Origin of the sequence: Burkholderia sp. AU16741, assembly GCF_002223345.1 — a bacterium.
Classification (GTDB): Bacteria; Pseudomonadota; Gammaproteobacteria; order Burkholderiales; family Burkholderiaceae; genus Burkholderia; species Burkholderia sola.
Window position 1 is genome coordinate 768595 of record NZ_NKEZ01000003.1, and the last position, 14861, is coordinate 783455.

A 14861-nucleotide genomic window follows, 5' to 3' on the forward strand; every position below is an offset into this window, starting at 1 on the left:
GCGACAGTGCGCTCATGAAGAATGGGCCGCGTGATGCAAGCGGCGGATGCCGGTGCGGACGATGGGTCCGGCGTTCCGGCAACGCCCCGGAGGGGCAACGAAACGAGAAAAGCGGGCCTGTCGGGCGGGCTTTCCTGTGGATGCAATTTCGATCGAGGCACCGGCCCGCAACGCGCGGACGGACTTCTCTCAAAATCGAAAAGACAGAGATTGAATGTTGAAACAGGCGACATGATAGCACGATGACTGACGATCGTGCAAATTGCCCGGAGTCGCCCGTCTGGCGGGGCATCCGTCGCGGCCCGCTCCGGTATGATCGGCGGCGCGCGGCGCGGCCGTGCCGGCCGCCGCCGCGGGGCTGAATTCGCGAGGAACTGGATGACCGAACTGATGAGGATCGCGGCGCTGTTCGCCGCTACCGCGCTGGCCGAAATCGTCGGCTGCTACCTGCCGTGGCTCGTGCTGAAGGCCGGGCGACCGGCCTGGCTGCTGGTGCCGGCAGCGCTGTCGCTTGGGCTGTTCGCGTGGCTGCTGACGCTGCATCCGAGCGCGGCGGGGCGCACGTATGCCGCGTACGGCGGCATGTACATCGCGGTGGCGCTGATCTGGCTGCGGGTGGTCGACGGCGTCGCGCTGAGCCGCTGGGACATGGCCGGCGCGATGCTCGCGCTCGGCGGGATGGCCGTCATCGCGCTGCAGCCGCGCGCATAGGCGCGGCCGCGGCGCGGGCCGCGTGCGTCAGGCTGCTTCGGCGGTATCCGTGTCGGCGGACTGGCGCCACACGCAGGTGCCCTTGACCGACTTGTCGAGCTCGTCGAGCTGAGCCTGATGCGCGGCAAGCTCGTCGTCGCTCGCGATCACCACGGCGAGGTCGAGCGCGGCGAGCGACACGCGCTGGCCATTCGCCGCGCCGCCGCCGACGCCCGCGTCGTCGAGCATGTCGATCACGAGGCTGTCCTGGCCGCGCGTCATCGCGAGATACACCTCGGCGAGCAGCTCCGAGTCGAGCAGTGCGCCGTGCAGCGTGCGGTGCGCGTTGCTGATGCCGAAACGGTCGCAGAGCGCATCGAGCGAATTGCGCTTGCCCGGGAACATCTGCTTGGCCTGCACCAGCGTGTCGATCACGCCGCCGCAATGCTCGGTGAACGGCGGCAGGCCGAGCCGCGCGAATTCGGCGTCGAGAAAGCCCAGGTCGAACGGCGCGTTGTGGATGATCAGCTCGGCGTCCTTCACGAAATCGAGGATCTGGTGGGCGACTTCCGCGAATTTCGGCTTGTCGCTCAGGAATTCGGTCGTGAGGCCGTGCACCGCCAGTGCGCCCGGATCGCTGTCGCGTTCGGGGTTCACGTAGAAGTGCAGGTTGTTGCCGGTGAGCCGCCGGTTCAGCAGCTCGACGCAGCCGATTTCGATGAGACGGTCGCCCGTGCGGGCGTTCAGGCCGGTGGTTTCGGTATCGAGAATGATCTGGCGCATGTCGGGAAAAGCAAGAAAAACGGGGGAGGGCGGCCGGTGTTCAGGCGGCCAGCGATTCGACGCCGCGGTTCGCGAGCGCGTCCGCGCGCTCGTTTTCGGGATGGCCTGCATGGCCCTTGACCCACCGCCATTCGATCTCGTGCTGCACGACGAGCGCGTCGAGCCGCTTCCACAGGTCGGCGTTCTTCACCGGCGTCTTCGCCGCGGTGACCCAGCCTTTCTTCTTCCATCCGTGGATCCACTCGCTGATGCCTTTCTGCACGTATTGCGAGTCGGTATGCACGATCGCGCGGCACGGCCGCTTCAGCGCTTCGAGCGCGGCGATCACCCCCATCAGCTCCATGCGGTTGTTGGTCGTGTTCGGCTCGCCGCCGAACAGTTCCTTTTCTTGATTGCCGTAGCGCAGCAGCGCGCCCCAGCCGCCCGGGCCGGGGTTGCCCTTGCAGGCGCCGTCGGTATAGATGTCGATGGTGTCGGTTGTCATGAACGTTCTTGGTGAGTGGTCGGGGAGGCTGCCGGCGTCAGGCCCGGTGCGAGCACGGGCTTCTTCATCTTGATCGGACCGACGAGGCGCATGCCGCGCACGCGCTTGACGGCCGTCACCATGTAGACGGCGCCGAAAATCGGCCACCAGCGGTCGCCGGCGGCCTCCATGAAGCCGTAGCGGGCCAGCCACTGGTCGGTGGCGAGCGGCGGCCGGTAGCAGCCGAAGCGGCCGCGTTCGAGGTCGAAACCGAGCAGCTTGATCCAGTCCTTGAGCCGGATGAACGCGATCTGGTCGCGCGTGGCCGGCACGAACGGGCGGTTCGCCATGCGCCCGAACGACTGCCGCATGCCCCACAGGCTCAGCGAGTTGAAGCCGGTGATCACGAGCTGGCCTTCCGGCATCAGCACGCGCTCGGCCTCGCGCAGCAGGCGGTGCGGGTCGGACGTGAATTCGAGCGTGTGCGGCATCACGATGAGGTCGACGCTCTGCGATTCGAACGGCAGGTCGAGCAGGTCGCACCAGGTCGTGCTGCGATCGGCGGGCGCGTGGCCCGCCGCGTGCGCTTCGCGTGCCCACGGATACTGATACGGCGCGCTCGCGCCGCTCGCCGGGTCGAGCACGAGGCCGCGATACGGCATGCGGTTCTCGCGCAGCGCGTCGAGCTGCGGCAGGCCGAGCTGCAGCGCGTGGAATCCGAAGACGTCGGACACGATCCGGTCGAGCTGCGCCTGTTCCCAGCCCAGCACGTAACGGCCGGGCGGCGAGTCGGTCCAGGCGGCCCAGTCTATAATTTGACGGTCAGACATAACGATGATTGCGCGCCCATGAACGAGCTGGAATACGTGCCGGTTCCGGCATTCGAAGACAACTATATCTGGCTCGTCTCGGACGGCCGCGATGCGATCGCCGTCGATCCGGGTGAAGCCGCGCCCGTACGCCGGGTTCTTGCCGAACGAGGCTGGCGGTTGACCGCTATTTTACTCACGCACCACCACGCCGACCACGTCGGCGGTGTCGAGGCGCTGCGTAATAGCCAACCGGACGATGCGCCGCTGCCCGTTTACGGCCCCGCGGCCGAAGCGATCGACGTGGTCACGCGACCGCTTGCGGGCGGCGATCGCGTGACGCTCGACGCGCCGGCCGTCGCGTTCGACGTGCTCGACGTGCCGGGCCATACGCGCGGCCACATTGCTTACTTTCAGGCGGCCAGCGAACGCGCGGCCGGGCAGGGCAACGCGGCGCCGCACGTGTTCTGCGGCGACACGCTGTTCTCGTGCGGCTGCGGCCGCCTGTTCGAGGGCACGCCCGCGCAGATGCTCGCGTCGCTCGACGCGCTCGCGGCGCTGCCGGGCGACACGCGCGTGCATTGCGCGCACGAATACACGCTGTCGAACATCCGCTTCGCGCTCGCGTGCGAGCCGGGCAATGCGGCGCTCGCCGCGTGGCGCGACGACGCGCAGGCGCTGCGTGCGCGCGGCGTGCCGACGCTGCCCACGACGATCGCGCACGAGCGTGCCGTCAACCCGTTCATGCGGGCCGACAGCGCGGCGATCCACGCGACGCTCGCGGCCGAGCTGCACGAAACGGTGACGGATCGTCTGGCCGCGTTCACGCTGATGCGCGAATGGAAAAACCGGTTCCGATGACGTTTTCCGGAGGATTCCGAAGCTCAAGCGGTGTCTGTAAAAATTGCTCCAAATGTAGGATTTCGCTGAGTTTTCGGTGTTTTTATTGACGTGAAGCACGCACTTCCGTAGTATCGCCTGCAATTTCCAGCCGTCGGAAGCAGAGATTTTCATGCGACTTATATTGAGTGCGATGGTGGTGCTGCTACTCGCCGCTTGTGCGAGCCAGCCCCCTGTCGCCAACAACGCCGCCGATTCGCAGGCGGCGTCCAACTACCTCCGTAAATCAGCCACCGCCAAAGAAACCGTCGACGTCGACAAGCAGTCCGTCGGCGACCTGACCACCGCGGACTCCGATCTCTGGGCGCGCATCCGCCGCGGCTTCCAGATGCCCGACCTGCAGAGCGATCTGGTCGACATGCAGACGACCTGGTACACGCAGCGGCCCGATTACGTGCAGCGCATGACCGAGCGCTCGCAGAAGTATCTGTACCACATCGTCGAAGAGCTCGAGGCGCGTCACATGCCGACCGAGCTCGCGCTGCTGCCGTTCATCGAGTCCGCGTACAACCCGCAGGCGCTGTCGGTCGCGAAGGCGGCCGGCATGTGGCAGTTCATGCCCGGCACCGGCCGCACCTATAACCTGAAGCGCAACATGTGGCAGGACGAGCGCCGCGACGTGCTCGCTTCAACGAGCGCCGCGCTCGACTACCTGTCCCGCCTGCACGACATGTTCGGCGACTGGTATCTGGCGCTGGCCGCGTACAACTGGGGCGAGGGCAACGTGCAGCGCGCGATCGCGCGCAACCAGGCGGCCGGCCTGCCGACCGACTACCAGAGCCTGCGCATGCCGAACGAGACGCGCAACTACGTGCCGAAGCTGCAGGCGGTGAAGAACATCATCGCGAGCCCGCAGCAGTATGGCCTGACGCTGCCGGATATTCCGAACCACCCGTATTTCGTGACGGTCACGACGTCGCGCGACATCGACGTGGCGGTGGCCGCGAAGCTCGCGAATCTGCCGCTCGACGAATTCCGCTCGCTGAACCCGTCGTTCTCGAAGCCCGTGATCCTCGGCGCGACCGAGCCGCAGATCCTGCTGCCGTTCGACAACGCGTCCGCGTTCGAGAAGGGCCTGAAGTCGTATAGCGGCCAGCTGTCGTCCTGGACCACCTATACGGTCAGCGAGCGGGCACGCCCGGCTGCGATCGCCGAGAAGATCGGCGTCGACGCCGATACGCTGATGTCGGTCAACAAGATTCCGGCCGGCATGCGCCTGAAACCGGGCTCGACGATCGTCGTGCCGCGCGGCAATGACGACGACGAGGACATCAGCGCGGACGTCGCCGAAAACGGCGCGCTCGCGATGGAGCCGGACGTTCCCGATACGCGCAAGATGCTGATCCGCGTGCGTCGCAAGCAGTCGATGGCGGCGCTCGCCGGCCGCTACGGCGTGTCGGTCGGCCAGTTGAAGGCATGGAACCGGACGCACCGCGATCTCGTGATGCCGGGCCAGGCGCTCGTGCTGCACGTTCCGGTCGGCCGTTCGGTGCCGGCGGAACCCGGTCCGGAGCGGATCGCGACGTCGGCCGCCGGTGCGCACATCGAGCGCGCGAGCCTGGCGGTGGGCGGCAAGTCGCATGGCGGCAAGCGTGGCACCGTCAAGTCGTCGGTGAAGTCGGCGAAGTCGGCGAAGGCCGCTCCCGCGAAAGCCGCGCCGGCCAAGACCGTCGCGCACAAGGGCAAGAAGAAGTAAGCGCGGCCGTCGCGCGCGGCGCAGCGGCCGGTGAGGCTCGCACGATTGCGCTATCATCCGACGAATTCGACGAAACGCCGTCACCGAGGTGACGGCGTTTTCGTTTGTGCGCGGCGGCGCTGCGTCGCGCGTCTTCATCCAACAAGGAGAGGCGATGTCGTCGATGCAGGTGAGGGCGCTTGCGCTGTTTTCGGTCGGGTATTTCGTGTCGTACGTGTTTCGCGGCGTCAATCTGGGCTTCGCGCCGTTCGTCACGCACGAGCTCGGGCTGTCGGCCGCCGATCTCGGCCTGCTCACCAGCCTCTATTTCCTCGGCTTCGCGGGCGCGCAGATTCCGGCCGGCGTGATGCTCGACCACTTCGGCCCGCGCCGCGTGACGGCCGGCATGCTGCTGTTCGCGGCGGCCGGCGCGGCCGTGTTCGGCGCGGCGCACGGCATCGGCACGATGATGGTCGGCCGGCTGCTGATCGGCGTCGGCGTATCGGTGTGTCTCGGTGCGGCGTTCAAGGCGCTCGCGCAGCATTTCCCGGTTGGCCGGCTGCCGCTCGTGAACGGTTTGGTGATGGCCGTGGGCGGCCTCGGCGGCGTGATGGTCGGCTCGCCGCTGACCTGGCTGCTCGGCTGGGCGAGCTGGCGCGCGATCTGTTTCGGCCTCGCGGTGCTGACGGTAGTCGTCGCGGCCTCGATCGGCTTCGGGGCGCCCGACGCGCAACAGGCGCGCCACCAGGGCGGCCTCGTCAGCCAGTTCAAGGGCACGTGGCACATCCTGACGAGCCGCGCGTTCTGGAAGATCGCGTCGTTTTCCGTCGTCACGCAGGGCGTGTTTTACGCGATGCAGTCGTTGTGGGTGGGGCCGTATCTGCGCGACGTCGGCGGGTTCGACGCGCCGCATGCCGCACGCCTCGTGTCGGTGCTCGGTTTCGCGATGATGGCCGGTTGCGTCGGCTTCGGCGCGGCGGCGCGCGTGCTCGAGCGGCGCGGTGTATCGGTCTACGCGACTTGCGGCATCGGTATGGCGCTGTTCGTCGCGACGCAACTCGCGATTGTCGCGCGCGTGCCGTTGCCGCCGGCCGTGCTGTGGGCCGCGTACGGGATGTTCGGCGGCGTGGGCATCCTGACCTACGCGGTAATGGCCGGCCACTTTCCCGCCCATCTGATCGGCCGCGCGAACACGACGCTCACGCTCGTGATCTTCCTGCTGATCTTCGCGTTCCAGATCGGCGTCGGCGCGGTGCTGTCGCACTGGCCGGCGGTCGACGGCCGTTATCCGGCCGCCGCGCATTTCACCGCGTGGGGCGTGCTGCTCGTGCTGCAACTGGCGAGCGCGGTCTGGTACGTGTGGCCCGCGCGCCGCGGCGGCGCTGGCCAAGCGCACTGATCCGGCGGTACGCTGGTGGGCAGGCGGTCGCGAAAACGGGGCCGCAGCACGGCGCGCTGCGCCGCCGAACGCGGTGCGCGCACGATCGGACGGCCATATCCATTGAAGATAGGGCCATTTTCGGGCTATAATTTGAAAGTTTGTGCTGATCAACCTCGCACCCTAGCGCCTACCTCATTCATCCCGTTCATCCGCCGCACGCCGCCTGCCGGGCGATGCCGCGAAGCCTCGTGCGCTACGCGCCGGGTTCGCGTCTCGACAACGCAGGCCGCGTCCAGCTAGCGACCGCGCGCGCCCACGCAGCGCGGCGCTTGCGCGGCAGGGTAAACAGGTCGGCAGCAGGGTGTTCCCCAAGGAGCCTCCCGTGTTGCCGTCTTTTTCTCCCGCCTTGCTTGCACTCGCCGACGGCACGGTCTTTCGTGGTTATTCGATCGGGGCCGAAGGCCATACGATCGGCGAAGTCGTGTTCAATACCGCGATCACCGGCTATCAGGAAATCCTGACTGATCCGAGCTACTCGCGCCAGATCGTCACGCTCACCTATCCGCATATCGGCAACGTCGGCGTCAACGCCGAAGACGTCGAAGCCACGAAAGTCCATGCCGCCGGCCTGATCATCCGCGATCTGCCGACGCTCGCATCGAACTTCCGCATGGACCGCACGCTCGGCGACTACCTGCGCGACGAAGGCGTCGTCGCGATCGCCGGCATCGACACCCGCAAGCTGACCCGCATCCTGCGCGACAAGGGCGCGCAGAGCGGCTGCATCCTGACGGGCTCCGACGACGAAGCGAAGGCGATCGAGCTCGCGCGCTCGTTCGAGGGCCTCGCCGGCATGGATCTCGCGAAGGTCGTGTCGACCACCAAGCCGTACGAGTGGAAGCAGACGGAATGGCGTCTCGAAGGCGGCTACGGCATGCAGGAAGCGCCGAAGTACCGCGTCGTCGCGTACGACTTCGGCGTCAAGTACAACATCCTGCGCATGCTCGCGGAGCGCGGCTGCCACGTGACGGTGCTGCCCGCCCAGGCGAGCGCGGCCGATGCGCTCGCGCTGAATCCGGACGGCGTCTTCCTGTCGAACGGCCCCGGCGACCCGGAGCCGTGCGATTACGCGATCGCGGCCACGAAGGAATTCATCGAGCGCGGCGTGCCGACCTTCGGCATCTGCCTCGGCCACCAGATCATGGGCCTCGCGGTCGGCGCGAAGACGCTGAAGATGAAGACGGGCCACCACGGCGCGAACCATCCGGTGAAGGATCTCGGCGACGGCCGTGTCGTGATCACGTCGCAGAACCACGGCTTCGCGGTCGACGCCGATTCGCTGCCGGCCAATGCGCGCGTGACGCACGTGTCGCTGTTCGACGGCACGCTGCAGGGCTTCGAGCTGACCGACAAGCCGGCGTTCTGCTTCCAGGGCCACCCGGAAGCGTCGCCCGGCCCGCACGACATCGGCTACCTGTTCGACCGTTTCACCGCGCTGATGGACGCGGCGAAGCAGCGCACCGCTTAACGTCATCGACGCAACCGAAGGACGGGAGATTCACATCATGTTCGGCCACGCACTCGGCATCACGGATATCTGGACCTACGTGTTCGGCGTGATCTTCATCATCCTGCTGCCGGGGCCGAATTCGATGTACGTGCTGTCGCTCGCCGCGCAGCGCGGCGTGAAGGCCGGGTATCGCGCGGCCTGCGGCGTGTTCGTCGGCGATACCGTGCTGATGGTGCTGTCGGCCGCGGGCGTCGCGTCGCTGCTGAAGGCGAACCCGCTGCTGTTCTCCGTCGTCAAGTACGGCGGCGCCGCCTACCTGCTGTACATCGGCACCGGGATGCTGCGTAGCGCGTGGAGCAAGCTGCGCGCGCGCGGCGACGCGCCGGTCGAGGCCCGGCAGGCGGTCGACGGCGAGCGTCCGTTCCGGAAAGCGCTGATCGTGAGCCTGCTGAATCCGAAGGCCATCCTGTTCTTCATCTCGTTCTTCATCCAGTTCGTCGACCCGGCATTCCCGCATCCCGCGCTGTCGTTCGTCGTGCTCGGGGCGATCGCGCAATGCGCGAGCTTCCTGTACCTGAGCACGCTGATCTTCGCGGGCGCGCGGCTCGCCGAGCACTTCCGCCGCCGCCGCAAGCTCGCGGCAGGCGCGGCGAGCAGCGTGGGCGGCCTGTTCATCGGTTTCTCGGTGAAGCTGGCGCTCGCGACCATGAGCTGAGCGCCGCCGGCCGACCCACGACAACGATTACTTATTGAATTCACAAGCCATGCCAAAACGCACAGACATCAAGAGCATCCTCATCATCGGCGCCGGCCCGATCATCATCGGCCAGGCGTGCGAGTTCGACTATTCGGGCGCGCAGGCTTGCAAGGCGTTGCGTGAGGAGGGCTACAAGGTCGTTCTCGTCAACAGCAACCCGGCGACGATCATGACCGACCCGAACACGGCCGACGTGACCTACATCGAGCCGATCACGTGGGAAGTCGTCGCGCGCATCATCGAGAAGGAGCGCCCGGACGCGATCCTGCCGACGATGGGCGGCCAGACCGCGCTGAACTGCGCGCTCGACCTGCATCACCACGGCGTGCTCGAGAAGTTCGGCGTCGAGCTGATCGGCGCATCGCCGGAAGCGATCGACAAGGCCGAAGACCGCCAGAAGTTCAAGGAAGCGATGACCAAGATCGGTCTCGGTTCCGCGAAGTCGGGCATCGCGCACTCGATGGAAGAAGCGACCAAGGTGCACGCGCAGATCATGGCGGAGACGGGCGGCAGCGGCTACCCGATCGTGATCCGTCCGTCGTTCACGCTCGGCGGCTCGGGCGGCGGCATCGCGTACAACCGCGAAGAGTTCGAGGAAATCTGCAAGCGCGGTCTCGACCTGTCGCCCACGCGCGAGCTGCTGATCGAAGAGTCGCTGCTCGGCTGGAAGGAATACGAGATGGAAGTCGTGCGCGACCGCGCCGACAACTGCATCATCGTCTGCTCGATCGAAAACCTCGACCCGATGGGCGTGCACACCGGCGACTCAATCACGGTCGCGCCCGCGCAGACGCTCACCGACAAGGAATACCAGATCCTGCGTAACGCGTCGCTCGCGGTGCTGCGCGAGATCGGTGTCGACACCGGCGGCTCCAACGTGCAGTTCTCGATCAACCCGAAGGACGGCCGCATGGTCGTCATCGAGATGAACCCGCGCGTGTCGCGTTCGTCGGCGCTCGCGTCGAAGGCCACCGGCTTCCCGATCGCGAAGGTCGCCGCGAAGCTGGCGGTCGGCTACACGCTTGACGAGCTGAAGAACGAAATCACCGGCGGCCAGACGCCGGCGTCGTTCGAGCCGACGATCGACTACGTCGTCACGAAGATCCCGCGTTTCGCGTTCGAGAAGTTCCGCGAAGCCGATTCGCGCCTGACCACGCAGATGAAGTCGGTCGGCGAAGTGATGGCGATCGGCCGCACGTTCCAGGAATCATTCCAGAAGGCGCTGCGCGGCCTCGAAGTCGGGGTCGACGGTCTCGACGAGAAGTCGACCAACCGCGACGAGATCGCGATCGAGATCCACGAGCCGGGCCCGGACCGCATCTGGTACGTCGGCGATGCGTTCCGCATCGGCATGACGGCCGAGGAAATCTTCGCGGAAACCGCGATCGACCCGTGGTTCCTCGAGCAGATCGAGCAGATCATCCTGAAGGAAAAGGCGCTCGCGGGCCGCACGCTCGCGTCGCTGACGTTCGACGAGCTGCGCTACCTGAAGCAGAGCGGCTTCTCCGACCGCCGTCTCGCGAAGCTGCTCGGCGCGACGCCGGAAGACGTCCGCAAGCGTCGCGTCGAGCTGAACGTGCGCCCGGTCTACAAGCGCGTGGACACGTGCGCGGCCGAGTTCGCGACGAAAACGGCGTACATGTACTCGACCTACGAGGAAGAGTGCGAGGCGCAGCCGACCACGAACAAGAAGATCATGGTGCTGGGCGGTGGCCCGAACCGGATCGGTCAGGGTATCGAGTTCGACTACTGCTGCGTGCACGCGGCACTCGCGATGCGCGAGGACGGCTATGAAACGATCATGGTCAACTGCAACCCGGAAACGGTGTCGACCGACTACGACACGTCCGACCGCCTGTATTTCGAGCCGCTGACGCTCGAAGACGTGCTCGAGATCGTCGACAAGGAGAAGCCGGTCGGCGTGATCGTCCAGTACGGCGGCCAGACGCCGCTGAAGCTCGCGCTCGACCTCGAGGCGCACGGCGTGCCGATCATCGGCACGTCGCCGGACATGATCGACGCGGCCGAAGACCGCGAACGCTTCCAGAAGCTGCTGCAGGATCTCGGCCTGCGCCAGCCGCCGAACCGCACCGCGCGCGCCGAAGACGAAGCGCTCGCGCTGGCCGACGAAATCGGTTATCCGCTGGTCGTGCGTCCGTCGTACGTGCTCGGCGGCCGCGCGATGGAAATCGTCCACGAGCCGCGCGACCTCGAGCGCTACATGCGCGAGGCCGTGAAGGTGTCGAACGATTCGCCGGTGCTGCTCGACCGCTTCCTGAACGACGCGATCGAATGCGACGTCGACTGCATCTGCGACGGCGAAGCCGTGTTCATCGGCGGCGTGATGGAGCACATCGAGCAGGCGGGCGTCCACTCGGGCGACTCGGCATGCTCGCTGCCGCCGTACTCGCTGTCGAAGGAAACCGTGGCCGAGCTGAAGCGCCAGACGGGCGCGATGGCGAAGGCGCTGAACGTGGTCGGCCTGATGAACGTGCAGTTCGCGATCCAGCAGGTACCGCAGGCGGACGGCTCGAAGCAGGACATCATCTACGTGCTGGAAGTGAACCCGCGCGCGTCGCGCACGGTGCCGTACGTGTCGAAGGCGACCAGCCTGCCGCTCGCGAAGATCGCGGCGCGCGCGATGGTCGGCCAGAAGCTCGCGCAGCAGGGCGTGACCAAGGAAGTCGAGCCGCCGTACTTCAGCGTGAAGGAAGCGGTGTTCCCGTTCGTCAAGTTCCCGACCGTCGATCCGGTCCTCGGGCCTGAAATGCGTTCGACCGGCGAAGTGATGGGCGTCGGCCAGACGTTCGGCGAAGCGCTGTTCAAGTCGCAACTCGCGGCCGGTTCGCGCCTGCCGGAGTCGGGCACGGTGCTGCTGACCGTGATGGACGCGGACAAGCCGAAGGCCGTCGAAGTCGCGCGCATGCTGCACGACCTCGGCTACCCGATCGTCGCGACCAAGGGCACGGCTGCCGCGATCGAGGCGGCCGGCGTGCCGGTGAAGGTCGTGAACAAGGTGAAGGACGGCCGTCCGCACATCGTCGACATGATCAAGAACGGCGAGATCGCCCTCGTGTTCACGACGGTCGACGAGACGCGCCAGGCGATCGCCGATTCGCGTTCGATCCGCATGAGCGCGCAGGCGCACAAGGTCACGTACTACACGACGATGTCGGGCGCGCGCGCGGCCGTTGAAGGCTTGCGCTACCTGAAGGATCTGGAAGTCTATGATTTACAAGGTCTTCACGCTCGCCTAAACTAAGCAGTCAGTTACCTGTCGAAGCAACACGTGCCGCGATTAGGCGGTGTTTCCAGTGCATCGGAAGCGCGCTTAATCGCGGTGATTTTTTTTATAGCCGTTTTTAGCGATTGAGCCGTTTATGAGCACCATTCCGTTGACAAAGCGTGGCGCGGAGCAACTGCGCGATGAATTGCAGCGCCTCAAGTCCGTCGAGCGGCCGGCCGTGATCAACGCGATCGCGGAGGCCCGCGCACAGGGCGATCTGTCCGAAAACGCCGAATACGACGCCGCGAAGGAAAAGCAGGGCTTTATCGAGGGCCGCATCGCGGAACTCGAATCCAAGCTGTCCGCCGCGCAAATCATCGATCCCACGGTGCTCGACGCCGATGGCCGCGTGGTGTTCGCCGCGACGGTCGAACTCGAGGATCTCGAGTCGGGCGACACCGTCAAGTACCAGATCGTCGGCGACGACGAAGCCGATATCGATCACGGCCTGATCTCCGTCAGCTCCCCGATCGCGCGTGCGCTGATCGGCAAGTCCGAAGGCGACGTCGCGGCCGTGCAGGCGCCGAGCGGCGTGCGCGAGTACGAAATCATCTCGGTCAGCTACATCTGAAGCGGGGCGACGTGATGCCGCATCGCGTGTTCCGTCTGCTGTCGGCCGTGTGGGTCGGCAGCCTGCTGACGATCGGGTATGCGGTCGCGCCCGTCCTGTTCAAGACGCTGGAGCGGATGACGGCCGGCTCGGTCGCCGCCCAGCTGTTCCGCATCGAGGCGATCCTCGGCGTCGTGTGCGGCGTGCTGCTGCTCGCGTTGTCGAATCAGCAGGTGCGGCGCGGCAGCACCGAATATCGCCGCGTGCGCTGGATCGTCGCCGCGATGGTCGTGTGCGTGCTGGTCGGGTATTTTGCGCTGCAGCCGTTCATGAACGCGCTGCGGGTGGCCGCGATGGATGCGGGCACCGATATCGCGAATTCGCCGTATGCGAGCCGCTTCGGGATGCTGCACGGCGTGTCGAGCGTGTTCTATCTCGTCGAGAGCGTGCTGGGGCTGATGCTGATCTGGCGTCTGCCGGCGCGCGACGCCTGAGCGCCGCGCCGCTGCGCATGGCGCAACGACGGGGCAGGGCGGCACGGGAATCCGTGCCGCATGCGCGCTTTACTTGTCCTGGAACGGCCGCTTCGTGCTGGCCTGGCGCTTTTTCGCGCGCTTCACGGTGCCGCCTGCCGTCACGCGCTCGTTGCCGCGCACCGTGACCTTGACCGGCCTCGGGCGGCGTACGGGGCTCGCGTTCGGCGACACCTTGACGACCTTGACGGTGCGCGGTGCACGGCCTTTCTTGTCGTCGACGGCTTCGGCCGCGCTCGGCAGCGCGCCGGCACGACGGCCGCGGGACGGGGCCGCCACCGCGGCCTCGGGCTTCCAGATCACCAGCAGCTTGCCGATGTGCTGGATCGGCGCCGCGTTCAGGCGATCGCAGATCTCGTCGTAGATCGCGATGCGCTCGTCGCGCTCGTCGCCGAACACGCGGATCTTGATCAGCTGGTGCGCGTCGAGGTGCACCTTGATTTCCTTGAGCACGGCGTCGGTCAGCCCTTCGGCGCCGATCAGCACGACGGGCTTGAGCGCATGGGCCTGGGAGCGCAGCGCGGAGCGCTCGGCGGGAGAAAGCGAAAGGGCGGGCATGGAAATGTCGAAATCTAAATAAGGGCGCGCCGACTGAAAAGCGATCGCGGAACGTTACCGCGTCAGCCGTGCGCCGAAACCACGTAAAATCGCGGCTTGGGCCTGAAAAGGGGCCGCAGCCGCGCGAAGAAGACGCGTATTATCCGCTAAAAGCGCGGCTTCACGAAGCAATGGGCAGCAATCTCTCTCTCGAATGGCAAAAAACCGCTTCAACCAGCACTGGCTGCACGACCACATCAACGACCCGTACGTCAAAATGGCGCAGCGGGAGGGCTATCGCGCGCGCGCCGCGTACAAGCTGAAGGAAATCGACGAGCAGGACAAGCTGATCCGTCCGGGCCAGGTGATCGTCGATCTCGGCGCCACGCCGGGTAGCTGGAGCCAGTATGCCCGCAACAAGCTCGCGCAGGGCAGGAAGCGCGACGCGGAGCGCGAAGGCGGCATCGACGGCACGATCGTTGCGCTCGACATCCTGCCGATGGAGCCGATCGCCGACGTCCACTTCCTGCAGGGCGACTTCCGCGAGGACGACGTGCTCCGCCAGCTTGAAGAAGTGCTCGAAGGCCGCGCGGTGGACCTTGTTATTTCCGACATGGCCCCCAACCTCTCCGGCGTGGCCTCGGCGGACGCGGCGCGCATCGAGCATCTCTGCGATCTGGCGCTCGAATTCGCGCAGAACCATCTGAAGCCGGACGGTGCGCTGCTCGTGAAGTGCTTTCACGGCAGCGGCTACAGCCAGATCGTCGAGAAGTTCAAACAGCAGTTTAAGGTTGTCGCGCCGCGCAAGCCCAAGGCATCCCGCGACAAATCGTCCGAAACGTTCATTTTGGGTCGGCAGCTGAAGCATCCGCGTTGATGCGGAGCGCGATGCCGCAAACGGGCTCCGGCCCTTGCCGGACAAGCGAAGCGCTATCGCGGCGGTTGTCAATGCTTATGGCAGGGGTGGTCGGACTGGATTAGAATGAC

General features: G+C 66.4%; 14 protein-coding genes. 10 read left to right on the forward strand and 4 right to left on the reverse strand.

The annotated features are described in order from the left end of the window. Positions 1–378: 378 nt before the first annotated feature. Positions 379–711 carry a YnfA family protein gene (locus tag CFB89_RS06070; protein ID WP_089467922.1) on the forward strand — a complete coding sequence of 111 codons (333 nt, stop codon included), beginning with the start codon at positions 379–381 and terminating at the stop codon, positions 709–711. A gap of 27 nt (positions 712–738) precedes the next feature. Here CFB89_RS06070 and dnaQ read toward each other — a convergent pair whose 3' ends face one another. The 3 genes from dnaQ to CFB89_RS06085 are packed head-to-tail and all read right to left on the reverse strand — an operon-like array spanning position 739 to position 2766. Beyond that, on the reverse strand, positions 739–1473 hold the full coding sequence (gene dnaQ / locus CFB89_RS06075; RefSeq protein WP_089467122.1) for a DNA polymerase III subunit epsilon: 735 nt from the start codon (positions 1471–1473) through the stop codon (positions 739–741). A 40-nt stretch (positions 1474–1513) separates the two neighbouring features. Further along, the gene (gene rnhA / locus CFB89_RS06080; RefSeq protein WP_089467123.1) at positions 1514–1957 is read right to left on the reverse strand and encodes a ribonuclease HI; all 444 of its coding nucleotides are present in this window, start codon (positions 1955–1957) and stop codon (positions 1514–1516) included. Next, positions 1954–2766, reverse strand: a complete 813-nt coding sequence (locus tag CFB89_RS06085; protein ID WP_089467124.1) for a class I SAM-dependent methyltransferase — start codon at positions 2764–2766, stop codon at positions 1954–1956. Before CFB89_RS06085 ends, rnhA begins: the two co-directional genes overlap by 4 nt. Positions 2767–2784: 18 nt before the next feature. Between CFB89_RS06085 and gloB the strand changes: the two genes are divergently transcribed. From gloB to CFB89_RS06130, 8 genes are all read left to right on the forward strand, one after another. Beyond that, positions 2785–3606 (forward strand): hydroxyacylglutathione hydrolase, encoded by an 822-nt coding sequence (gene gloB / locus CFB89_RS06090; RefSeq protein WP_089467125.1) that lies wholly within the window; start codon positions 2785–2787, stop codon positions 3604–3606. A gap of 151 nt (positions 3607–3757) precedes the next feature. Further along, a complete protein-coding gene (locus CFB89_RS06095; RefSeq protein WP_089467126.1) occupies positions 3758–5341 on the forward strand; it encodes a transglycosylase SLT domain-containing protein in 1584 nt (527 codons plus the stop codon). Positions 5342–5429: 88 nt separating this feature from the next. After that, positions 5430–6719, forward strand: a complete 1290-nt coding sequence (locus tag CFB89_RS06100) for a nitrate/nitrite transporter (protein WP_089467127.1) — start codon at positions 5430–5432, stop codon at positions 6717–6719. Between the two features lie 364 nt (positions 6720–7083). Further along, positions 7084–8229, forward strand: coding sequence for a glutamine-hydrolyzing carbamoyl-phosphate synthase small subunit (carA, locus tag CFB89_RS06110; RefSeq protein WP_089467128.1), 1146 nt, complete (start codon positions 7084–7086; stop codon positions 8227–8229). 37 nt (positions 8230–8266) lie between these two features. After that, positions 8267–8926 carry a leucine efflux protein LeuE gene (leuE, locus tag CFB89_RS06115; RefSeq protein WP_089467129.1) on the forward strand — a complete coding sequence of 220 codons (660 nt, stop codon included), beginning with the start codon at positions 8267–8269 and terminating at the stop codon, positions 8924–8926. 49 nt (positions 8927–8975) lie between these two features. After that, a complete protein-coding gene (gene carB, locus CFB89_RS06120; RefSeq protein WP_089467130.1) occupies positions 8976–12230 on the forward strand; it encodes a carbamoyl-phosphate synthase large subunit in 3255 nt (1084 codons plus the stop codon). 118 nt (positions 12231–12348) lie between these two features. Beyond that, positions 12349–12825 (forward strand): transcription elongation factor GreA, encoded by a 477-nt coding sequence (gene greA, locus CFB89_RS06125; protein WP_006476345.1) that lies wholly within the window; start codon positions 12349–12351, stop codon positions 12823–12825. A 14-nt stretch (positions 12826–12839) separates the two neighbouring features. After that, on the forward strand, positions 12840–13298 hold the full coding sequence (locus CFB89_RS06130; protein WP_089467131.1) for a DUF4149 domain-containing protein: 459 nt from the start codon (positions 12840–12842) through the stop codon (positions 13296–13298). Between the two features lie 69 nt (positions 13299–13367). On the opposite strand, the gene CFB89_RS06135 is transcribed toward CFB89_RS06130, so the two are convergent. Further along, positions 13368–13895, reverse strand: coding sequence for a YhbY family RNA-binding protein (locus CFB89_RS06135; protein WP_089467132.1), 528 nt, complete (start codon positions 13893–13895; stop codon positions 13368–13370). Between the two features lie 193 nt (positions 13896–14088). Between CFB89_RS06135 and CFB89_RS06140 the strand changes: the two genes are divergently transcribed. Continuing rightward, the gene (locus tag CFB89_RS06140; protein ID WP_089467133.1) at positions 14089–14751 is read left to right on the forward strand and encodes an RlmE family RNA methyltransferase; all 663 of its coding nucleotides are present in this window, start codon (positions 14089–14091) and stop codon (positions 14749–14751) included. The last annotated feature ends 110 nt before the right edge of the window (positions 14752–14861 follow it).